Genomic DNA, 23,729 nt, shown 5'->3' with positions numbered 1-23,729 from the left:
TTTGCTAATCGGCGGCCTCCACCAGCCGGTAGCCGCCGTTTTCTTTTTGCTGAGGCCGGCCGATGGCAATGTTGGTGGAGTGGTACATCAAAAAAATCCACCCTTCCTTACTTCCCTGCTCCCAATATTGCTGGCGCAGCCCCATGGATTTGCGGCCGTCATAGTCGTATTTTGCCGCAAACTGCCGGAAAAACTGCTCCGGCTCGGGAGCTTCGTCGCCTCCGAAAAAGTAATGCTCGCCACCGGTACGGATATGAAAAACCTGGTGATGGGGTGTATGGCCGCCCGATACTTCGTAACTGATTTCGTTGTTCAGCACACCGTCGCCCGCAACGAGCAGCAAATTGCCGCTGCGTTGCAGCACATCAAAGATTTCGGTCCGGTACGAATCGGATTTGCCGCTGTAAGCATCCTCCCATTCACCTTCCTGTATGACATACTCGGCATCGGGAAAGGCCAGCCTGAATGTTCCATCCTGTTCCATGACCATTCCGCTTGCATGGTCTTTATGGAGGTGCGACAGCAGCACGTACCGTACGTCACCGGGGTCAAAGCCGGCCTTTCGGATGTTGTCATGGAGTTGCAGGCCGCCATCGGCATTGACGTGGCCGATGCCAGTATCGAGCAGCAGCAATCCGTTTGCCGATTCGATTAAAAATGGATGTACATGGATAAACAGCGACCCCGGACGGTCTTTCTTACTGTCTTTGCTTGCGTCAAATGGAATGAATTTTTTGGACGAATCTACGGAAAATGAACCTTCGAATAAGGAATGTGCTTGCATGTTTTTATCTTTACCCCTTCGTAGTGTACAAACTTAGCTAAATTTGCCTTGTTTGCAAATTATTCATACGTGCATGCTTCATCAGGCATTTATGAGCGCTGCGCAGTTTATTCGCCGCGGTCTGCCTTCATTGGTGCCCATGAATGCTGCGCAATTACCGATCGCTCCTTTGCCATGGAGAGACAGCTTTTATAGAGGAAACATATGCAGAAAAAGTGGGCAATTGCTTCTTGCAGCAACCGGGCAGCATCGCAGAGACTCCGCGAGGAGTTGGGCATCAGTGCGGTATTGGCTGATTTGCTGGCCAATCGGGGAGTCGCGCATTTTGAAGATGCCCGGCGGTTTTTCCGTCCGGATCTGTCCCTGTTGCATGATCCCTTTCTGATGCGTGATATGGATAAGGCCATCGCCCGCATCGAGCAGGCCATCGGGAATAAGGAGAAGGTACTTATCTATGGCGACTACGATGTAGATGGCACCACGGCCGTGGCCGTGGTGTACAGCTTTTTCCGGCAATTTCATTCGCGGTTGGAGTTTTATCTGCCTGATCGCTATGCCGAAGGGTATGGGATATCATTTCAGGGTATCGATTACGCGGCCGAAAATGGCTTCACGCTTATCATTGCGTTGGATTGTGGCATTAAGGCCTTGGATAAGGTCGCTTATGCGCGCGAAAAGGGTATCGACTTTATTATCGGAGACCACCATCTTCCCGGGCCACTTCTTCCCGAGGCGGTGGCCGTGCTTGATCCCAAACGTTCGGATTGCCCGTATCCTTACAAAGAGTTGCCCGGATGCGGTATCGGCTTCAAAATTATCCAGGCCTTCATCCAGAAAAACAACATGGACATCAACCAGTGTTACCAGTACCTGGATCTGGTTGCGGTTGGCATCGCTTCAGACATCGTACCCATTACCGGTGAAAACCGGATACTAACCTACTTTGGCCTTCAGAAACTCAACAGCAATCCCTGTTGCGGGCTGCAATCGTTGATTGATCTGTCTACCCATCGGAGCGGCCATTTTACCGTCAACGACATTATTTTCCAGATCGGGCCGCGCATCAACGCCGCCGGTCGGATAGATCACGCCAAAGACGCGGTGAAACTACTGATCAGTAAGTCCCTGCAGGAAGCGGCCGTTTACAGTAGCAGCATCGATGAGCAAAATTCGCAGCGGAAGGATTTCGATTTGCGCATCACGGAGGAGGCGCTTGCCATCATCGATGGCGATGAGGTGCTGCAACAACGGAAATCTACCGTGGTTTTTCGGCCCGATTGGCACAAAGGGGTCATCGGCATCGTGGCCACGCGCTTGACCGAAAAGTACTACCGGCCTACCGTAGTGCTTACACAGACGAATGGCCACGTGTCCGGCTCGGCACGCTCGGTGGTGGGATTCGACCTCTACGAGGCACTGAACGCCTGCAGCGACTTGCTTGACCAGTTCGGCGGGCACAAGTATGCCGCCGGACTCACCATGAAACCAGAAAATATCGCACAGTTCGAACAGCGTTTTGAGGAAGTTGTGGCAGCGAGCATCCTGCCCGGTATGCTCCAGCGGGAGATGCTCATTGATGCAATCCTGGAGCTATCGGATATTGATGCCAAATTTTTCCGTATTTTGCGGCAATTCGAGCCATTTGGCCCGCAGAATGAGGCGCCGCTTTTCGTGAGTAAAAAAGTGCAGGCCTGCGGACCTGCCATGGTGGTGGGGGGAAGCCACTTGAAGATGTCCATCAGGCAGAAGAATACGGCAGTGTTTGACTGTATCGGATTTGGATTGGGTGCATACGCCGAAGCCATCAACACGGGCAGGCCGTTTGATGTCTGCTATGCGGTTGAAGAGAACGTATGGCGCGATAAACGAAGTATCCAATTGAATGTGAAAGACATCCGGATTTAGCTATTACGATTATAGATTTACGTTGACTTAAAATCATCGCCGGAAGGGCAATTTGAGCTATGATATTAAAAGCAGAAAACCTCATTAAGAAATACCGGCAGCGGACGGTAGTCAATGACGTCTCTTTTGAGGTTGCTCAGGGGGAGATTGTGGGCCTGCTCGGTCCAAACGGAGCGGGTAAAACCACATCGTTTTACATGATTGTGGGGCTTATCAAACCCAACGACGGGCATGTATACCTGGATGGCGAAGAGATTACCGAAGATCCGATGTATCGCAGGGCGCAAAAGGGCATCGGCTACCTGGCGCAGGAAGCTTCGGTATTTCGCAAGCTGTCCGTAGAAGACAACATTATGGCGGTGTTGGAGATCCACCATAAAGACAAAGCGGCGCGTAAGGACCGACTGGAAGAACTACTGGCCGAATTCAGCCTCAATAGGGTCCGTAAAAACCGCGGCGACCTGCTTTCCGGTGGTGAGCGCCGCCGCACCGAGATCGCCCGGGCGCTGGCTGCCAATCCAAATTTCATCCTGTTGGATGAACCGTTTGCCGGCGTAGACCCTATCGCAGTGGAAGAAATACAGACCATTGTTTCCAAGCTCAAGCACCGCAACATCGGCATCTTGATCACCGATCACAATGTGCAGGAGACGCTGTCCATCACCGATCGCGCTTATCTGCTCACCGAAGGTAAAATCATGCTGGCGGGTACACCGGAAGAAATAGCCGTCAATGAGATGGCCCGGAAATTTTACCTGGGCCGCAATTTTGAGCTGCGAAGGAAAAAACTTTAACCATGGCCTTTATCAATTCGATATTCACCTGGATCATGAAAAAGCGTATCCACCAGATCGAGCTTTTCATGAAATATCCGCACGAGGTGCAGGACGAATGGTTCCAAAGCCTCATCTCCGCGGCTGAAGCCACGGAATGGGGTAAGAAATACGGCTACAGTTCTATTCTGACGCCCGAGACGTATAAGGAACGAGTTCCGATACAGGACTATAACAGCCTGAAGCCCTATATCGACCGCATGATCAAGGGCGAGCAGAATATCCTGTGGCCTTCCGACGTGAAGTGGTTTGCCAAGTCGTCGGGAACCACGGCCGATCGCAGCAAATTTATCCCGGTGAGCGAGGAGGCCCTGGAAGACTGCCATTTCCAGGGCGGCAAGGACATGCTCACGGTATACTGCCACAACCGGCCGGACACGAAAATCCTGACGGGCAAAGGGGTGGTATTGGGCGGCAGCTCGCAGATCAATAGCTTCAATTCCGATTCGTACTACGGCGATCTTTCTTCCATCCTTATCCGAAACCTGCCCTTTTGGGCGGAGTTTCACCGGACGCCGGACGTCGAGACCACATTGAACCCCAATTTTGAAGAAAAAATTGAGAATGTCGCCCAGATAACGATCCATGAGAATGTCACAAACCTGTCGGGCGTGCCCACCTGGAATGTCGTGCTGGCCAAGCGCATCCTTGAAATCACAGGCAAAGACAACCTATTGGAAGTGTGGCCGAACCTGGAGTTCTACAGCCACGGGGGCGTGAGCTTCAAACCCTACCGCGAGCAGTTCAAGAAACTCATCCCTTCGGATACGATGTATTACCTGGAAAATTATAACGCTTCAGAAGGTTACTTCGCGCTGCAAGACCAATCGGATTCGGAGGATTTATTGCTGATGCTCGACTATGGGATTTATTATGAATTCCTTCCCATGGAAAATCTATTTGAAGAGCACCCCAAAACGCTGGCCCTTCATGAAGTGGAACTGGGCAAAAATTATGCACTCATTATATCGACCAATGCGGGGTTGTGGCGTTACATGCTGGGCGATACCGTCAAGTTTGTCAGTTTGCATCCCTATCGGATACAGATTACGGGCCGTACGAAGCAATACATCAACACGTTCGGCGAAGAGGTCATCGTGGACAATGCCGATGATGCGCTGAACGAGGCATGTAAAGAGACGGGTGCCTCCATTCGCGACTATACGGCGGGACCGGTCTACTTCAGGGAAGGCGAGGCCGGCGCACACGAGTGGATTATCGAATTTGAAGAGCAACCCGATGATTTCGATAAATTCTGCAAGGTGCTTGACACCACCTTACGGGCGGTCAACTCAGACTACGATGCCAAGCGGTTCAATGATCTGGCATTGCGTTTCCCCATTATTCACCGCGCACCTGATGGCACATTCTACCGGTGGATGAAATCGCGGGGGAAGCTTGGCGGGCAGAATAAAGTGCCCCGGCTGGCCAATGAACGTACTTATATCGATGATATCCTGAAGCTGCTGCGGTAGCGCCAGAGAAAAATTATTGGACTCCCGTTCCTTATCCGTAACTTTGTAGCCTTATGGCAAATATTATTGCAATTGTAGGACGGCCTAACGTTGGAAAATCCACCCTTTATAACCGCTTAACGGAAAGCCGCAAGGCTATCGTGGATGATTTCAGCGGCGTGACGCGCGACCGCCATTACGGACAGGGGGAGTGGATCGGTAAAAAATTCACGGTTGTGGATACTGGCGGTTATGTGCACGGGTCTGACGACGTATTTGAGTCGGCTATACGGGAGCAAGTGCTCATCGCCATCGAAGAGGCATCGGTCATTCTGTTTATGGTGGATGTGACCACAGGCATTACGGATTTGGATGATGCCATAGCCGACGTCCTGAGGCGCAGCAAAAAGCCGGTATTTGTGGTGGTCAACAAAGTAGACCATCCGCTTTTGCAGCAGGAGGCGACCATTTTCTACAGCTTCGGGCTGGGCGAGATTTATCCGGTTTCTTCCATCACCGGATCAGGAACCGGCGAACTGCTGGACGAAGTGGTGACGCATTTCCAGCAGGAGGAGGCCGAGGAAGACGAACGTCCGAAATATACCATCGTCGGCAGGCCCAACGTGGGCAAGTCGTCGCTTATCAATGCCTTAGTGGGGAAGGAGCGCAACATCGTGACGCCCATCGCAGGCACCACGCGTGATTCCATCCGCATCCATTATAACCAGTACGGGCACGATTTTGTGCTTATTGACACGGCCGGATTGCGGCGCAAAACCAAGGTAAAGGAAAATATCGAGTTTTACTCCGTGATGCGTACCATCAAGGCTCTTGAAGAATCGGACGTTGTCATCCTTATGCTGGATGCCACGGAAGGCATCGAAGCGCAGGATATCAATATTTTCCACTTGGCCGAAAAGAACCGCAAGGGCGTGGTCATCCTGGTCAACAAATGGGACCTGATCGATAAGAACAACAAGACCACCAAAGTGTTCGAAGAGCTCATCCGGGAGAAAATAGCCCCGTTTACAGACGTACCCATTATCTTTACTTCGGTAACCCAAAAGCAACGGATTTTCAAAGCCATCGAAGCCGCTTCCAACGTTTATCAAAACAAGGTCAAGAAAATACCGACCTCGAAGCTGAACGATGTGATGTTGCCCATTATTGAGAACTATCCACCTCCAGCCATCAAAGGCAAATACATCAAAATCAAGTATGCCACGCAAATCGCCGGCAAGTCGCCGATGTTTGCCTTTTTCTGTAACTTGCCTCAATATATCAAAGAGCCTTACAAGCGCTTCGTAGAAAATAAGCTGCGGGAACATTTCGATTTTGAAGGCGTTCCCGTACAGGTGTATTTCCGGCAGAAATAAACGCTTGCTTCGCGCGCACTCATTATAAAACAAGGGCTTTAGAAGGTGCCTATAAATTCGTATTTTCGCAGCCATGGACAACCAATTGGTGCTGTATAACACGTTAACAAGGAAGAAAGAAAAATTTGAGCCCCTGCATTCGCCCTTTGTGGGCATGTATGTCTGCGGGCCGACTGTATATAGCGATGTGCACTTGGGCAACTGCCGCACATTCGTCTCATTTGACCTGATCTTTCGCTACTTGCAACACCTGGGGTATAAAGTCCGGTATGTGCGCAATATTACCGACGCAGGGCATCTTGAGGGCGACAACGATGAGGGGGAGGATAAGTTTGCCAAGAAGGCCAAGCTGGAAAAGCTGGAGCCTATGGAAATCGTGCAGAAATATACCTTGGGCTTCCATGAAGTGCTGCGGCTTTTCAATACCTTGCCGCCGAGCATCGAACCCACCGCCACCGGCCATATCTCGGAGCAGATAGCGATGGTCCAACGGATCATCGAACAGGGATATGCCTATGTGGTAAATGGTACGGTGTACTTTGATGTAGAAAAATACGTCAAGGAATACGATTACACCATCTTGACCAACCGCAAGTTGGAGGACATGCTCAACAATACGCGCGAGCTGAACGGGCAGGATGAAAAGCGTGGCCGGCTTGATTTTGCATTGTGGATCAAGGCAAAGCCCGAACACATCATGCGCTGGCCCTCGCCCTGGGGGGTGGGGTTTCCGGGGTGGCACATCGAATGTTCGGCCATGAGCAGCAAATACCTGGGCGATCAGTTTGATATCCACGGCGGCGGCATGGATCTGGCTGCCACGCACCATACCAATGAGATTGCCCAATCGCAGGCCTGCAACCATACCCAGCCTGCTAAATACTGGATGCATACCAATATGCTGACCGTCAATGGCGCGCGCATGTCGAAATCTGCCGGCAACGGCTTCCTTCCGCACGAATTGTTCAGCGGAAACCATCCGCTCCTCAGTCGCGGCTATTCGCCGATGGCGGTGCGGTTTTTCATGTTGCAGGCACACTACCGCAGTACGCTGGACTTTTCAAACGAGGCGCTTGATGCTGCCGACAAAGGGTTCAAGCGGCTTATGAACGCCATGGCGCTGTTGCCGAAGTTGAAGGCAACGGCCAAAAAGGCCGCATTCAAGGTCGATGAGTTGCGGCAACGCTGCTATGCAGCCATGAACGATGATTTCAATAGCCCGGTACTTATTGCCGAATTGTTTGAAGCTGTGCGTACCATAAATAGTATCCACGACGGTAAATTGGCTGTAGATGAACAATCGCTTGCCGATCTGAAAACATTGATGCAGCATTTCGTGCATGATATACTGGGGCTCATTGATGACAACACCGGTTCGGATGATTTTGAGAGACTGATGGAGATGATCATCGCGCTGCGGAACGAAGCCAAGCTGCAGAAAGATTACGCGACGTCGGATCGTATCCGGGAAGGGCTCAGTGCTATCGGTATCCAACTCAAGGATAGCAAAGAAGGCACACTTTGGAATAAGGTTTGATAGCAACCCACATTGATGAACTACACGATTCGATTAAGTATACTGTTTTTTTTCCTGGCTGTTTCCTCGAACACCTTTGCGCAAATTTTAGGCAAGGTGGGAAGCTTGTTGTCCGCAGACCGCACGGCGGCGCGGCTGTCAGCAACGGAGGGGCCGCATGCGGCGTTGCTGTCTATAGTAGACCGCAATTCCACCTTTTTTACGCCGGCACCGACACCGGCCCTGGAATACCTGAATAACCGCCCCAACATTCCGGACGTACTGACGTGGAAGCCTACCTTTGCTGCCGTAGCGAAGAGCATGGAGTGGGGCGTCACGGCGGGGTCACTGTCGTTTCAGCGGGTTGGGGCAATACAACGGTACGGCGAGTACTTAGCGGTATGGCGGCGCGATCGGAAGGGAGTCTGGAAGATTGATCTCCGCGCACAGGTGGAGCATCATGGCGGAAGTAGCGAGCCGGAGCTGCAATACATCGAGCCCGATGATAAGGATTACACCAAGTTCCGGACCAAGGAGCGGATACAGCAGCGGAAGGAGATTGTGAGCAGCAATGACCAATTGCTTTCTGCCGTGCTGAAATCAAATGCGGCTATTGCCTACGAAGAGTTTTTGGCAGAAGACGCTCGTTTTTATTTTCCCTGGAAGACTCCTATTGTTGGAAAAAAAGCCATCCTTGCCTTTGCGAAAGAGCAAGATTTGGCGATACAGGCCGAATCGTTGGTGTCTAACCGTTCGTACAGCGGCGAGTTGGCCTATTCGTATGGCACCGCTACGGTAGCAGCCGGTGAGGAGCGCCTTAAGTGCAACTACGTACGGATTTGGCAATTGCAGCCTGATTTTCAATGGCGCGTCGTCATTGAAATGTTGTTTGAGCGGTGATTACCGCTGCGCTACGGCATCCTCCCCGCTGTCTTTCAGCCATATTTTCAGATCATCGCAGTCGTAATACGCGTCGTTGATATCGATAAACGTCACTTTCCGGCGGCCTTCAAACCACTCGCTGAGCTTGCGGTTGATTTTGTCTTCCAGGGCAGCTTCCTTGATTTTGGCAAAATCCTGTTCGAGGTTTGCCTGATGCGGTGGCGTCCGTGACTTGAGGTAAGTAAACCGGTATCCGGTTTTTCCCATTTGATCGGTAAAGGGGGCCGGCCGCGAATACTGGCCAGGTTGCAGCGTATCAATGGCTGTAAAAATGGATGCGTCAAGCTTGTCCGCAGGAATCAACGTGGTCCGGCTTTGCTGGTTTTCCAGGTTCAGCAACATGCCTCCGTTGTATTTGGTTTCTTTGTTGTCCGAATATAGGGTAGCGGCTGTATAAAAATCGACCTTTTTCGCCACCACGTTTTCATAGATGCTATCGATGTGTTTTTTCGCCCGTTCGAGGCTGGCTTGCGTCGGCTTTATCTGGATGAGGATGTGCCGTACCCGGGCTTCTTCGCCGCGCCGCTCGAGGACTTCCAGGAAGTGGAAGCCATGTTCAGACTCGAATACCTGTGAAAGTTCGCCCGGTTTAAGCCGGAAGGCAACGGCTGAAAATTCCTTGACATAGCGGTCGCGCGTGCTGAATCCCAAATCGCCGCCGTACGGAGCCGAACCGCCGTCTTGCGAATAAAGACGCGCCACGGTGGCAAAGTCAGCACCATCAACAATCTGCTTGCGCAGTTCCTCGGCACGGTCGCGGTACTGTTGCTTCTCCTCCCGGGTAAGCTGGGGGTATACCACCAATTCACCTACCTCTACTTCGGTATTGAAATAGGGGAGGCTGTCCTTATCCAGCGACTCATAATAACGCCTTACCTCCAGTGGAGTCACGTCTATGCCCGAGACGATGTTCTGCTGCATTTTATTGGCCTTGAGTTGCTCATATACGCTGGGACGCATTTCCTCCTTGTATTGGAGCAGCGAACGGTTGAGGAAGCGTTCAAGCCGTTCCTGGCCTCCGGCTTGGCTTGACATGTACCGCAGGCGGGCGTTGATGTTGTCATCCACCTCGCCCTCGCCGACATCAATCGAGTCAATGGCTGCTTGCTGCGCCAGCAGCTTCTGCGTAAGCTGCTGTTGGAGGATATAGCACTTGAAGTCCTCATCGGCCTTATTGCCCTGGGCAAGGTATTGGGCGTATTGCATTTCGATTTCAGATTGCAGGATAATATTGGACCCTACCACTGCTGCGACCTTATCGATGACCTGGGCTTGCTGGGCTACGGATAAGTTGAAGGCGCCCGCTATAATCAAAACAAGAAAAATGCCGCTATGTCTACTCATTTAGTTATATATTTCGATGTTATTTTTTTTGTGCGCATCATCCAGGATACGCTTCTGCATTTGATCAATCAGATCAATTTTGCGTTTGTTCAAAATCAGGTTACGGATATTGGAGTGCACCAATGACAATGGCGAACGAGTATCCCTGAATTTAGAATCGTGCAAAATTATCAGATATAATTCATTATTTTCAATTATTTCGAAAATTCGCCCGGTTTGGCTGTAATGGTCTTCGTTGATTTTCGTAATCGGGAATTTCCTGGCCAACTCATCGGCATAATACCACGCTGTATCGCGCAATGCATAGTGCAGCGCATACACGGCGCAGTATCTTTCAAGGAGATCCTGTTCTTCGAAATTTGTCGATCGGAACAGCCGCTTTACCCGTTCTATTTCGGGTGCATCCTGCTTCAACCGGATAAAGGACGCTTTGAGGATGGGCTGCTTAAGCAGGAACAGCTCCTCCCGCGAATCATAATACGCCTTGATTTCGTCATCGGTGACGACCGTGTCCAGCTTCCGGCTGACCAATGCTTGCTCATATTCGTACACAATAAGGCCGTTTTTATATTCCTCCACTTGTTTGGCGAGGTGTTCCGTATTGATATTGACGTTTCGCTGTGCATGATACAGCAGGGCCTGTTGGCGCGTCCACTGTTCGATATAAGCACGCACAAGCTGGATGCTGTCATCACCGGAAACACCCGGAGGGACCACCCCTTGCAGATCGTCCGGATAAAGGTATTGGTCAAACGACCGCGCAACCGGCGTGGGCTTTCCCTGTTGACAAGACATAAATAACGACGTAAGGACGGCGATAGCCAGTATATATACCCTAATCATTAGTTTTTTTATGCTTACCCAATACCTACTCGGTTGTTTCAATGGGCTAAAATACGTATTTGGGGCCAATAAGGCATGGATTTAACCATTTTTAACACATTGGTGCCATGCCGGAAGCAGCCGAAAACAACAACACTGTCCATAGGTTGGAATATTAAATTTAATGACTACCTTTGACATAACCAATTGTAAAACCATGTCGATGAAACCAGCGGAACTAAAGGCTTTGGTTGACGAAATGGCTGCGTCAAATTCAGAAAGTGCTTACAGGCAGGTGTTTGATCAGTTATTTCTTCCGATACGGAAATTCTCCTATAGCATTGTCAAATCATGGGAGGTGGCCGAAGAGGTAGCAAGTGATGTGCTTTTTATGCTCTGGCAACAGCGCAGGCGGCTTGCCGACGTGACAAATATCAGGTACTATGCCTTCGTGGCGGCCCGCAACCATGCGCTAAACGCGCTGAAGAAGCAGGCGGGCAAAGAAATCATCTCGCTGAATGACATCGAAGTGGATATACAGTTGGCAACCCTATCGCCGGAAGCGATTTTTTTGCAGGGCGAGTTGCAGGCCAAGCTGGAGCATGCCATAGCCTTGCTACCCAAGCAATGCAAGCTGGTGTTCAAACTGATAAAAGAAGACGGACTTTCCTATAAGGAAGTGGCCGACCTGCTGGGCCTTTCCCCGAAAACGGTGGATGCTCACCTGGTCAATGCCATGAAAAAACTGGCCGCCATTCTAAAGGCCGAGTTTAAGCTGGTGTAATCCCTGGCCGGTTGTGGCCGGTGCCGATGATTTGCGCAAAAATAATTGCGGCAATCCCATGAATTTTGTCACATTAATAATATTTTTGCGAAGCGGGCATCTTGCGGGTGCCAACGATAGCATTTCCATAGAAACTTATAAAATCAACTATTATGAGCAACAACAGCATCAATCGTAAACTCAGGATGGGTATGGTAGGCGGTGGGCACGGTGCCTTCATCGGCGAAGTACACCGGATCGCAGCGCAATTGGACAACCGGATTGAACTGGTCTGCGGAGCTTTCAGCTCGGATGCCACCAAATCGAAAGAAAGCGGGCGTTCCCTGTTCCTTCCTTCCGACCGGGTTTATGGGAGTTTTCAGGAGATGATCGAGCGGGAGCGGGCGCTTCCTGAAGGCGAGCGGATGGATTTTGTCAGCATAGTGACGCCCAACCACGTGCATTTCGCGCCGGCCATGCTGGCCTTGGAAAATGGCTTTCACGTGGTGCTGGATAAGCCCATGACCTTTGATTTGGAGGAGGCCAAGCAGCTGAAACAAAAGGTGGATGAAACCGGCCTGCTGTTTTTGCTGACGCATACCTATGCGGGCTACCCGATGGTACGGCAGGCCCGGCAGCTGGTGCGCGACGGCGCATTGGGGGCCATCCGCAAGATTTATGTGGAGTACCCGCAGGGCTGGCTGAGCAAGTTTTCGGAGCAGGACGGCAACAAACAGGCTTCCTGGCGGACGGACCCGACGAAATCGGGCAAGGCCGGTTGCATGGGCGATATCGGCACACACGCATTGCACCTGGCCGAGTTTATCTCGGGATTGCGCACGACGCACCTTTGTGCTTCGCTGCACACGTACGTGGAGGGCAGGAAGCTGGATGACGATGGCAATGTGCTGCTGCGTTTCGAAAACGGGGCGAGTGGCGTACTCATTGCGTCGCAGGTCGCCGCTGGGGAAGAAAACGCCCTGAAAATCCGTGTCTATGGAGAAAACGGCGGTTTGGAATGGCATCAGCAGGAACCCAACAGCCTGGTGGTAAAATGGCTTGACCAGCCCACGCAGATTTACCGGTCGAACAACGGCGGGTGGATCGCCGCGGAAGCCGCGTCGCTTTGCCGCACCCCGGCGGGGCATCCGGAAGGCTACCTGGAAGCGTTCGCCAATCTGTACAAGCTGTTTGCAGGCGCGCTGGCCGCCAAGGTTGCCGGCGTACCGCAGGATGCTGATGCGTACGATTACCCATCGGTGGACGACGGCGTGCGTGGCATGGCGTTCCTCGACAACGTTGTCCGCAGCAACGAAAGCAATGAAAAATGGACACCCTTCACGGTGTAACAATAGAAAACGATTGTTTTATTTTAAAAAATAAATAACGATGCAAACCATAAAAGGGCCGGGTATCTTCCTGGCACAGTTTCTGGGCGAGCAACCGCCGTTTGACACGTTTGAGTCCATCTGCCGGTGGGCTAAGGAATTGGGATTCAAGGGTGTCCAGATACCCACTTGGGCGACCTCCTATTTCGATTTGAAGCAGGCAGCGGAGAGCAAGACGTATGCCGACGAAATCAAGGGAAAAGTGAACGAACTGGGGCTCGAAATTACCGAATTGTCTACCCACCTCCAGGGGCAACTGGTGGCTGTACATCCGGCATATGACCAGCTATTCGACAGCTTCGCGCCTGCGGAATACCACAACAATCCCAAGGCCCGCACCGAGTGGGCCGTGCAGCAGCTGAAATATGCGGCACAGGCCTCGCGCAACCTCGGGCTGGATGCCCATGCCACGTTCAGTGGCGCCCTGTTGTGGCATACCGTCTATCCCTGGCCGCAGCGGCCGCAGGGCCTGGTCGACACCGGATTCACTGAATTGGCCAAGCGCTGGCGTCCGATACTGGATGTGTTTGATGAAAACGGTGTGGACGTGTGTTATGAAATCCATCCCGGCGAGGACCTGCACGACGGGGTTAGCTACGAGCGTTTCCTGGAAAAGGTAGATAACCACCCGAGGGCGTGTTTGCTATACGACCCGTCGCACTTTGTGTTGCAATGCCTGGATTACCTGGCTTACATCGATCATTACCACGAGCGCATCCGGATGTTTCATGTGAAAGACGCCGAGTTCAACCCGACGGGCAAGCAAGGCGTATACGGCGGCTATTCCGGCTGGGTAGAGCGGGCTGGCCGTTTCCGTTCGCTGGGCGATGGCCAGGTCGACTTCGGGGCGGTATTCAGCAAGCTTACGGCCTACGATTTCAAGGGCTGGGCGGTGATGGAGTGGGAGTGCGCACTGAAGCACCCCGAAGACGGTGCCCGTGAAGGGGCCGCATTCATCAACGATCATATCATCCGCGTCACGGAAAAAACCTTTGACGATTTTGCCGGCGGGCAGGCAGACGAAGCCAGCAACCGGCGGCTGTTGGGGCTTGATTAACCACGATAATAAGCGGCAGTGGTACGAGCGAACCGAGCGTCGTACCACTGCCTTTCATTACCCACCAGCGACCACCAACCACCCACCATCCCCAAAAAATGTCACATTCCATTAGGGAGATCCGTTAAAACTGTTGTCTATTCTATCAAAGACTGCAGTTATAAATCAATAAAGTCTTTACGGTTTTTATGGATGATAAGCGAATCATCGTGTTGTTGACACGTAGGGCAGCTGGTGAAATCAGTGCCAGTGAGTCAGAAGAATTGGATAATTTATTGGCAAATCATCCGGATGCCGTATATTATGAAGAGTTTGTCGGTGAGCTATGGAAAAGCTCGCCGGAGGAAAACCACGGCGCACACTTTTTCGATTGGCATAAACGCCGGCACGGCAAAGCCCTGGCCTTTGAGGGAGAGGCGACAGCAACGCCATTTTTGGATAGACCTACGCAAAAGCTGTGGGGGCGTCCGGGAAAAAAACGGCTGGCCGTTTATGCATTGACGCTGGCCGTGTGCCTGACGGCGCTGTGGCTGATTTTCCCCCGTACGGCGGTGCAGCCCGATATGGTTGAAATCGTCGCCGAAAAAGGTGTGCGTAAGCAGTTTGTTTTACCGGATGGCACGAAGGTGTGGCTCAATGCAGACAGCAGGCTGTGGTACGATAGTAAGATGAAAACTCATGCCACGAGGGCCGTGGAGCTGCAAGGGGAAGCGTTTTTTGATGTGACGGAAGACAGCAAGCGGCCATTTACCATCGCTACGGACAAAATCTCCATACGGGTGTTGGGCACAGCGTTCAACGTACAGGCTTATCCGGATGATAGCAAGACAGAAACCACACTCATCAGGGGGTCGATCGAGCTGTCCGTCAATGACCGGCCAAATGAAAAAATCCTGATGAAGCCGAATGAAAAAGTCGCCATCACCAATCATCCTGCCGCGGCCCCGGACGAAGGGGATGGCAAAACAAATGCGCTTACGTTGACCATCGGGAGCCTCTCCAAGGTACAGGTAGCCAATGAGGAGTACATCCAGGAAACTTCCTGGGTGGATGACAAGCTGGTATTCCGAAACGAAACGCTGAAAGAGCTGATACCCAAAATAGAAAGGTGGTACAATGTCAACATCAGGGTAACCAATCCAAAGGTCATGGCTTACCGGTATACGTCCACCATTACCGAGGAAGACGATATTCACCAATTATTGGAAGCCTTGCAATTTATTCATTCGTTTAACTATAAAATCGAAAACCATGACGTGACGATCTATTAAAAAAAATGAGAAGTGCGCCAACACTTCTTCATCCAAAACCTTTAGTGAGCAGCAGCCGCTGCCCGGGTCAAAATGATCTTTTCCATTAGGGAATCTGGCGTAAAATATTGTCTATTATTAGGAACGATCAGTATAAACCATCGGTGACTTTCATTTAGGTTGAACATATTAAACTGAAAACTATGACGTGACGATCTATAAAAAAAAATGAGAAGTGCGCCAACACTTCTCATCCAAAACCTTTAGTGAGCAGCAGCCACTGCTCGGGTCAGATTTTTTAACGATAAAAGCCAAAATTATGAAAAAAAAGGAACTAAGCAAAAGAGTTCTTTATCATCATTTCTTTGTCCAATTAAAACCAATTTTCTTTCTCTTGAACTACACGGTCATTTTAACGCTGATTTTGACGTTGAACGTAACCGCCAGAACCTACTCCCAGGGCGAGAAGATCGATTTGGTCGTACAGGATGCCAGATTGAAGACCGTGTTCCCAATCTTGGAACAAAAGGGGAAAATCCGGTTGATGTACAGCGAAGATAACGGCGCATTGGACAAACTCGTGAGCATCAAAGTACGGAACACGCCCGTGCTGAAGGTGCTGGAAATGCTGCTTGCCAACACCAGTTTGGAGTATAAGGCGCTTGACAACAACTTGATTGTCGTCAGGAAAAAAGTGGTGCAGCAAGACATCACCGTCAGCGGTACTGTCACCAGCGCAGGTGGGCAGCCGCTGAGCGGCGTCAGTGTGTCTGTAAAAGGATCATCCACGGGCGGTACAACGGACGATGCGGGCAAGTTCGTCATTGAAGCACCGCCCAACGCCGTGCTGGTATTTTCTTATGTCGGATATCTGCCCCTGGAAATCCCTGTCAACTCGCGTAGTACGGTCAACGCCGAGTTGCAGGAAGATACCAAAGAACTGGGGGAGGTGATTGTAACCGCCCTGGGTATACGGCGCGAAAACCGGAAGCTGGGCTATTCGGCGTCCGCCGTGGATACGGATCAGCTGACCGAGAGCCGCACCACCAACGTGGGCAATAGCCTGGTGGGTAAGGTTGCCGGACTGAACGTCTCGGGCATCCCCAGCGGGCCCGGCGGGTCTTCCAAAATCAGGCTGCGCGGACAGTCATCCTTCGGCGGCAACAATTCGCCCCTGATTGTCGTCAACGGGATTCCCATCAACAACGCCCCCCAGGGTGGGGCAAATGCCTCGGGGCAGGGCAATACGGGCGAGATCAATACGGACCTGGGGGATGGCCTCCAGAGCATCAACCCTGACGATATCGAGTCCCTGACCGTATTGAAGGGGGCCGCCGCAGCGGCGCTGTATGGGTTCCGCGCAAAGGACGGCGCCATCATCATCACAACCAAATCGGGGAGCAAGCAAGACCGGGGCATTGGCATCAGCTATGGGCTGAGCTACCAGGGCGACCAGCCCCTGGATTATACAGATTTTCAATATGAATATGGGCAGGGTGAGTACGGCATCCGCAACGAGACGCTGGCCGATGTGCGGCGCACGGGCGTCTGGAGCTTCGGCCCCCGGTTTGACGGCCAGCCCATTATGCAGCACGACGGCGTGGAGCGCCCTTACCTGCCCAACGAAGACCGCGTGAAAAACTTCTACCGCGTGGGCAACACGTTTACCCATATGTTGGCCGTATCAGGTGCCAACGAAAAAGGAAACTTCCGGGTATCGTTTGCCAATACCGATGCCAACAGCATCGTGCCCAATTCGGATTTTGATAAGAAAATCCTCAACATGGGCCTCAATTACATGCTCACCGAAGGGCTCTCTGTGCAGGTCAATGCCAACTATTCGAATGAGTTTAATGACAATCCCCCAGCGCTGAACCAACAGGCTTATAACGTTAATCAAACGGTATACACCATGGCCAACAGCGTAGACATCCGCTGGCTGGAAAACGCTTATAAAGATCCCGTGACGGGCAACGAAATCAATCCGGCCCGCTTTACCGACAGGACCAATCCGTACTGGACAATCAACGAGCGGTTTGAAACCCAGAAACGCGATCGCCTGTTCGGCAATGTTACCCTGCGGTATGATATCGCGCCCTGGTTGTGGGTACAGGGGCGCGTGGGCCAGGATTTCTTCACCAATGTGCGGCATGCCAACAGGCCTACCGGCACGGCTATGCTGCCCGTGGCGCCCAGCGGATTCAATGGCAATTATTTCCAAAATACGGGGACATTCCGCGAACGCAACGTCGATTTCCTGCTCGGGCTCAACCACACCTTTGGCGTTTGGGGCGTAGATGCCACCTTCGGTGCCAACTCCATGGATCAGAAGTCCGAACGCATGGGTACGTCGGTGACGAATTTCTTTATCCGCGACCTGTATACCGTGGACAATGGCCAGATCAAAAACCCCAACTATGCGTTTTGGCACAAACGTGTCAATTCGGTGTTCGGTACAATCGACTTCTCCTTTGGCGAATACCTGTACTTGAACCTGACCGGCAGGAACGACTGGTTCTCCACGCTGAATCCGCAGTCCAACAGTGCGTTCTATCCGTCGGTGAGTACAAGCTTTGTGTTCAGCCAGCTTTTCCAATCCCTGCCGGAGTGGTTCGGGTTTGGCAAGCTGCGGGCTTCGTACGCCGAAGTGGGGGGCGACACCGATCCATATACCAACACGCTGTACTACAATATTGAAAACAACCAATTCAACGGTGTGCCGCTGGGTATCATCACGTCCTCCATCAGCCCGAATGCCAACCTGAGGCCACTGACGGTCAAGGAGACGGAAATAGGGATTGATTTCAAGCTGTTTGACAACCGGCTGTCGGTGGATGCAGCGGTGTACAACAAGTTGACGGAAGACGAAATACTCAATGTCGATATTTCCAACGCCTCCGGCTACAGCCAGACGCTCGTCAATGTGGGCAGGCTGCGCAACCGCGGGGTCGAAGTGCTGTTGAACATCGTCCCGGTACGCAATGAACATTTCCAATGGGAAACCGCCTTTAACTACGCACTGAACCAGAGCAAGGTGCTGCAGTTGGCCGACAATCAGCAGCGATTTGACGTGGGTACCGGCGAATACATCGGCATCGTATCACACGAAGTGGGGCAGCCGATGGCATCGCTTCGGGGGGTAGATTACCTGCGCAACGAACAAGGGCAGATCATCACGTCCAACGGCTTGTTCCTTCCGGGCAGTTTGGTCACTTATGGGAGTGCCATACCGCCCCATACCGGGGGGTGGCTCAATACGGTGACCTACAAGGGCATCAAGTTTTTTGCCCAGATCGATTTCAAGGCGGGACATAAGATGATTTCCAACTCCAACTTCAACTGGACAAGACACGGCCTGCACAAAAACAGCCTTGTAGGCAGGGAAAGCGGCGTGGTCTTCCCGGGCGTCAACACCGATGGTACGCCAAACAGCACGCCAGTGGAGGCCGAGCTGTTTTACAGCCAGTACCGTTCGGCGAACGTGGCCACCCCATTTGTGTATGATGCTGGTTTCATCCGGTGCCGGACACTCTCGGTGGGATACGACTTTTCGAGATTCTTCGGGCGGACGTTTGTCAAGGGAGTCAATGCCAACCTCTTTGTCAATAATCCATTCATCATCCGGAAATCCATCGACAACCTCGATCCCGAAGTGCAGTATTCCGCATCGGACCTCCGATCGGGCCTCGAAACACACGCCCTGCCAACGACCCGGACATATGGCTTGAACTTAAATGTTAATTTTTAGCAGCAAACCAGACATGAAACGAAATCTATTAATCGCCACAATGATGCTACTGGTGTTTGCAATGAGTAGTTGTGACAAAAACTTTGAGACCATAAACATCAACCCATCGCTGGCCAATGATCTGAATCCGGTGTATTTGTTTTCGAACGCCCAGCGGCTTTCGGCCATTCCGTCGTACCATTACCAGGGGGAGATTGTCCAGCAAATCAATACCCCGTACGGTGGCCAGCTCGCCGCCGGCAACCGCAATATCATCAATGACCAGCATGCCAATGCCGCGTTTAATTCGTTGTTTACCGAATCCATCCGGTACCTCATTGAGGTCATCAACAAGACGCAGGATGACCCCGACGCCAGCAACCTCCATAACATGGCGCGGATATGGAAAGCCTACTGCTTCCAGCTATTGGTCGACACATATGGTGATGTGCCATACAGCGAAGCCGGCCAGGGGTACTTAAGCGGCAATTTCCTGCCCAAGTATGACCCGTCTGAGGCCATATACGAATCCATCATCCAGGAGTATGTCCAGGCGACCGATGCATTGGATGCCAGCAAAGGCTCCATCGGTACCGGCGATCTTTTCTACGGCGGCGATATTGCCAAATGGAAGCGCCTGGGCAATGCCCTGCTGCTGCGTACCGGCATGCGCTACACCAAGATAGACGAGAGCAGGGCACGGTCGTTGGTCGCGCAGGCGGTCGATCCCGCCCGTGGCGGGGTAATGCTCTCCAATGACGACAATGCGCTCATCCAGTTCAACGCCACCTACACCAATGCCACATCGAATGCATTACTCGGTGGCGAGCGTGCAAACTATTACATCGGCGAAGCGTTCGTCGATTTCCTGAAGGCCCACAACGATCCGCGGCTACGGTACATCGCGGTTTTATATGAGAATCCTTCCAATCCGCTGGCCACGGCAGGCCATGCCAATACCGATCCGGACGACCAGCAGGGGATGCCCTATGGCTATGACGAAAGTTCCATCGAAGATGCACCCGGCTTCCCTGGCAAGATAGGCTCAGCCTTCCGCTACTCCCAGTTCAACCGGGCGACGGTGATGCGCATCGATGCCCCCGAATACCTGGTCAGCTATTCGCAGACCCAGCTGCTGCTGGCCGAAGCACGGTATCGGGGGTTCATTACCGCCGGTACTGCCGCGGAATATTACGAGCGTGCCATCATTGCGCACATGGAGCAGGCCAACCTCTACGGGAGCATGCCCGATATCTCCGCTGCGGAAAAGACCGCCTACCTGAGCAGTGCCGGAGTGGCATTTGATGAGGCGAATGCCCTGCAGCAGATCAATGAGCAATACTGGGTAAGTTCCTTCCGCAACTGGTCGGAGGGCTGGGCAAATTTCCGCCGGAGCGGTTATCCGCAGTTGTCGCCGATAAACTTTCCCTCGCAGGATCCGTCGGTCGTTGCCGGCGGTGGGTTTATCCGCCGGCTGGTCTATCCCCTGCGTGAGGTGTCGGTCAACAGCGCTAACGTGAGCGAGGCCGCCAACCGCATGGGGGGCGACAACCTGGGCGTGCCGGTATTTTGGGACCGGTGAGTGTACGTTGTTGATGCCACAAACGAACAGATAATAAAACCACTAATTTTTTGCTAATGAAAACGACTATCCTTTATCTGCTGTTTCTCTTTTCGGCTGTCCGAGTTGCCGGCCAGGAGGTAGCGCCATCCCGCGAAACAATCATCGGCCTCACCCCATTGTGGAAGGGCGACCGGTTTCCCGACGGCCGCCCCAAAGTACCCGACGAACTGTTGGAGCGACTCAAAAAAGTATCCATCGAAGAAGCATGGGGCGGGCTGCGTGCCAAAGGCTACCACAACCAGTTCGAGGCCGACTGGATGATCGTCAACCCCGATGAAGTCATGACCGGAAGGGCGGTGACGGCCCAATACATGCCATCGCGGCCCGATGTAGACAGTACCCTCCGGGCTATCGGCATCAAGGAAGGCCGGAACAGCGCCGGCGGTACCAATTCGTGGCCTATCGATGTGCTGCAAGACGGCGATATTTATGTAGCCGATGGTTATGGAAAAATTGTAGACGGCACCCTCATTGGCGATATCCTGGCCAACGCCATCTATACCAACTCCAAGCGTGGCGTGATATTCTACGGGAGCGTGCGCGATTTGAAGGGGATCCGTGAGGTCGAAGGCTTCAACGGCTGGGTCAAGGGGTATGACCCCTCGTTTATTCAGCAGATGATGCTCACATCCATCAATACCCCCATCCGCATCGGCCGGGCAACGGTCATGCCCGGAGATGCGGTGCTTGCCAACCAATATGGCACCGTTTTTATCCCCGCGCATTTGCTTCATGAGATTGTCCTGAACGCTGAGTTCATCATGCTGCGCGATGAGTTCGGCAAGCAGCGCATCAAGGAAAAGAAGTATACCGCCGGTGACGTCGACAGCCGGTGGACAGCCCCCATCCGTGAAGATTTCCTGGGCTGGCTGCGGGAGAAAAAAGACCTGCCCATGAGCCGGGAAGAACTGGACAATTACATGAAACAACGCAATTGGTAACGAACCTCATTATTAAACAGATTACTTGACAGCAATGAAAACCATCATACAACAACTGAAAGCACAAACCCGAAAAGCAGAACAACAACAGCGTGCCGCGATGCAGGCCGAGCTGGCCAATCCGGCCACGACCTCCGCGCGCCGTGAATTTTTGAAAAAGGCGGCATTTGGCGGTTTAGCCTTAGGCGGTTTCATGAATATGTCTATCGAAGACACCTTAGCGCACACCACTTCGAAGGTCAACCGGCGGTCTGCCCCGTCGGACCTCCGGATTACGGACATGCGCTATTGCGTGACCCGCGTCCTGGGGCGCACAGCCATCATCCGCATTGATACCAACCAAGGGATCTACGGTCTGGGGGAAGTACGCGATGGAGCCGATGAGCGCTATGCCCTCTTCCTGAAAAGCCGCATCATCGGTGAAAACCCCTGCAATGTCGAGAAAATATTCAAGATGATTCGGCAGTTCGGCGGCCCGGCCCGTCAGGCCGGTGGCGTATGCGCCGTAGAAATGGCCCTGTGGGATATCTGTGGCAAAGCGTACGGTGTGCCCGCCTGGCAACTGCTCGGGGGCTTGTACCGCGATAAGGTCAGGCTCTATGCCGACACGCCGGAAGGCGGCTCGCCCGAAGAGCAGAAGAAACGAATCGAATACCGGGTGAACGAACAGGGGTATACCTGGCTGAAGATGGACGTATCCATCGGCGAGGTGCTTGACGTGCCTGACGCGGTGGTGAATGCCGAGTTTTGGAAAAACGAACAAGGACGCCTGGCCCAGTGGGGCAACTACGGCTACATGTCTTACGCCAACCGGATGCACCCGTTTACCCAAATACAGATCACCGATAAGGGGCTGGATCACCTCGAGCAGGTTGTCGCCAACATCCGGAGCCTGACGGGGTATGAGATTCCGATTTCGACCGACCATTACGGCCATTTCGACCTGAATAACGGCATACGCCTGGGCAGGGCATTGGAAAAATACCGGCTGGCATGGCTCGAAGACATGGTGCCCTGGCAATATACCGAGCAGTGGAAAACCATCACCGAAGCACTCGAAACGCCTACCATCACCGGCGAAGATATTTACCTGCTGAAAGATTTCAAACCGCTTATCCATGAGCGGGCGGTAGATATCATCCATCCAGACTTAGCCTCATCCGGCGGATTGCTTGAAACCAAGCGTATCGGCGATTACGCCGAGGAATTTGGCATTGCCATGGCCATGCACCAGGCAGGCACGCCCGTATCCTTCATGGCCAACGTACATTGCGCTGCAGCCACCGAAAACTTCCTTGCCCTGGAGCACCATTCGGTAGACCTGCCCTGGTGGGAAGATCTGGTCGTGACCACCGATGGACGCAAGCTTATCGAAAAAGGATACGCCAATGTGCCACTTACCGCGCCGGGACTGGGTATCGAACTGAATGACGAGGTGGTGAAGAAATACCTGATTGACAAAGACAAGAGCTATTTCGAGCCCACCCCGCAATGGGACGACAGGCGCTCACACGACCGTACATGGAGTTAATCACACAAAAAATTAGGATATCAGATGCGTAATCTATTCTTGCTTACTATAAGTATAATGATGATGACTGGATGCAATGAAAGCGAAAATGAATCAACGGCAGTGGCTGAAGTAGAAGCCGCTGTCGAATTATTCCGGCAGACAATGGTCGAGCCGGATGAATCGGTTTTCTACAAACTGACGTCGCCGAAGCTCACCTACGGGCATTCCAGCGGGCTGGTTGAAGACCGCGACGCCTGCGTGGCTGCCATTGTATCCGGCAAAAACAAATTTCTGAGCCTGGAGTTGTCTGACCAGACGGTAGACCTTTCCGGCAATACGGCGATTGTGCGGCACCGTTTTTTTGCCCACACGCATGACGAAGGAAAAGAACCCGGTACCGTCACCCTGCATGTGCTGCAGGTGTGGCAGAAAAGCAGCGAGGGCTGGCAATTGCTTGCCCGCCAAGCCGTAAGGATATAACAGGGAGCAA

Annotated in this window: 18 protein-coding genes; 15 read left to right on the top strand and 3 right to left on the bottom strand. The window is 52.5% G+C overall.

Annotated features, from left to right (window positions below):
- Positions 1-4: 4 nt before the first annotated feature.
- Positions 5-784 carry an MBL fold metallo-hydrolase gene (locus JHJ32_RS12360; RefSeq protein WP_200121164.1) on the bottom strand — a complete coding sequence of 260 codons (780 nt, stop codon included), beginning with the start codon at positions 782-784 and terminating at the stop codon, positions 5-7.
- A gap of 204 nt (positions 785-988) precedes the next feature.
- Between JHJ32_RS12360 and recJ the strand changes: the two genes are divergently transcribed.
- From recJ to JHJ32_RS12330, 6 genes are all read left to right on the top strand, one after another.
- Positions 989-2,689: a single-stranded-DNA-specific exonuclease RecJ gene (gene recJ / locus JHJ32_RS12355; protein ID WP_079717658.1), complete on the top strand. Its 1,701-nt coding sequence runs from the start codon at positions 989-991 to the stop codon at positions 2,687-2,689.
- A 59-nt stretch (positions 2,690-2,748) separates the two neighbouring features.
- A complete protein-coding gene (lptB, locus tag JHJ32_RS12350; RefSeq protein ID WP_079717659.1) occupies positions 2,749-3,483 on the top strand; it encodes an LPS export ABC transporter ATP-binding protein in 735 nt (244 codons plus the stop codon).
- 2 nt (positions 3,484-3,485) lie between these two features.
- The gene (locus JHJ32_RS12345) at positions 3,486-4,997 is read left to right on the top strand and encodes a GH3 auxin-responsive promoter family protein (protein WP_200121163.1); all 1,512 of its coding nucleotides are present in this window, start codon (positions 3,486-3,488) and stop codon (positions 4,995-4,997) included.
- Between the two features lie 53 nt (positions 4,998-5,050).
- Positions 5,051-6,352: a ribosome biogenesis GTPase Der gene (gene der / locus JHJ32_RS12340; protein WP_200121162.1), complete on the top strand. Its 1,302-nt coding sequence runs from the start codon at positions 5,051-5,053 to the stop codon at positions 6,350-6,352.
- Positions 6,353-6,425: 73 nt separating this feature from the next.
- Positions 6,426-7,889, top strand: coding sequence for a cysteine--tRNA ligase (gene cysS / locus JHJ32_RS12335; protein ID WP_200121161.1), 1,464 nt, complete (start codon positions 6,426-6,428; stop codon positions 7,887-7,889).
- A gap of 15 nt (positions 7,890-7,904) precedes the next feature.
- On the top strand, positions 7,905-8,768 hold the full coding sequence (locus JHJ32_RS12330) for a DUF4440 domain-containing protein (RefSeq protein ID WP_079718600.1): 864 nt from the start codon (positions 7,905-7,907) through the stop codon (positions 8,766-8,768).
- Here JHJ32_RS12330 and JHJ32_RS12325 read toward each other — a convergent pair whose 3' ends face one another.
- Both JHJ32_RS12325 and JHJ32_RS12320 read right to left on the bottom strand, forming a co-directional pair.
- Positions 8,769-10,154, bottom strand: a complete 1,386-nt coding sequence (locus JHJ32_RS12325; protein WP_079718601.1) for a peptidylprolyl isomerase — start codon at positions 10,152-10,154, stop codon at positions 8,769-8,771. It lies immediately after the preceding gene.
- Entirely contained in the window at positions 10,155-10,997 is an 843-nt protein-coding gene (locus JHJ32_RS12320; protein ID WP_200121160.1) for a hypothetical protein, read from the bottom strand.
- A gap of 202 nt (positions 10,998-11,199) precedes the next feature.
- On the opposite strand from JHJ32_RS12320, the gene JHJ32_RS12315 reads away from it, so the two are divergent.
- From JHJ32_RS12315 to JHJ32_RS12275, 9 genes are all read left to right on the top strand, one after another.
- Positions 11,200-11,760 (top strand): sigma-70 family RNA polymerase sigma factor, encoded by a 561-nt coding sequence (locus tag JHJ32_RS12315; protein WP_176146271.1) that lies wholly within the window; start codon positions 11,200-11,202, stop codon positions 11,758-11,760.
- Between the two features lie 152 nt (positions 11,761-11,912).
- Complete coding sequence (locus JHJ32_RS12310; protein ID WP_233632633.1) at positions 11,913-13,088, top strand: Gfo/Idh/MocA family protein; 1,176 nt, start codon at positions 11,913-11,915, stop codon at positions 13,086-13,088.
- Positions 13,089-13,128: 40 nt separating this feature from the next.
- Positions 13,129-14,184, top strand: coding sequence for a sugar phosphate isomerase/epimerase (locus tag JHJ32_RS12305; RefSeq protein WP_200121159.1), 1,056 nt, complete (start codon positions 13,129-13,131; stop codon positions 14,182-14,184).
- A gap of 188 nt (positions 14,185-14,372) precedes the next feature.
- On the top strand, positions 14,373-15,455 hold the full coding sequence (locus tag JHJ32_RS12300; protein ID WP_079718608.1) for a FecR family protein: 1,083 nt from the start codon (positions 14,373-14,375) through the stop codon (positions 15,453-15,455).
- 298 nt (positions 15,456-15,753) lie between these two features.
- On the top strand, positions 15,754-19,182 hold the full coding sequence (locus JHJ32_RS12295) for a SusC/RagA family TonB-linked outer membrane protein (RefSeq protein WP_200121158.1): 3,429 nt from the start codon (positions 15,754-15,756) through the stop codon (positions 19,180-19,182).
- A gap of 13 nt (positions 19,183-19,195) precedes the next feature.
- The gene (locus JHJ32_RS12290; RefSeq protein WP_079718611.1) at positions 19,196-20,743 is read left to right on the top strand and encodes a SusD/RagB family nutrient-binding outer membrane lipoprotein; all 1,548 of its coding nucleotides are present in this window, start codon (positions 19,196-19,198) and stop codon (positions 20,741-20,743) included.
- A gap of 56 nt (positions 20,744-20,799) precedes the next feature.
- A complete protein-coding gene (locus JHJ32_RS12285; RefSeq protein ID WP_200121157.1) occupies positions 20,800-21,726 on the top strand; it encodes an RraA family protein in 927 nt (308 codons plus the stop codon).
- Positions 21,727-21,760: 34 nt separating this feature from the next.
- Positions 21,761-23,257 (top strand): mandelate racemase/muconate lactonizing enzyme family protein, encoded by a 1,497-nt coding sequence (locus JHJ32_RS12280; RefSeq protein ID WP_079718615.1) that lies wholly within the window; start codon positions 21,761-21,763, stop codon positions 23,255-23,257.
- 57 nt (positions 23,258-23,314) lie between these two features.
- Entirely contained in the window at positions 23,315-23,719 is a 405-nt protein-coding gene (locus tag JHJ32_RS12275) for a nuclear transport factor 2 family protein (RefSeq protein WP_200121156.1), read from the top strand.
- Positions 23,720-23,729: the final 10 nt, after the last annotated feature.

This window comes from Parapedobacter sp. ISTM3 (assembly GCF_016533505.1).
GTDB lineage: Bacteria > Bacteroidota > Bacteroidia > Sphingobacteriales > Sphingobacteriaceae > Parapedobacter > Parapedobacter luteus.
The sequence above is the reverse complement of the archived record's forward strand: the minus strand, read 5'-3'. Positions and strand labels throughout refer to the sequence as shown.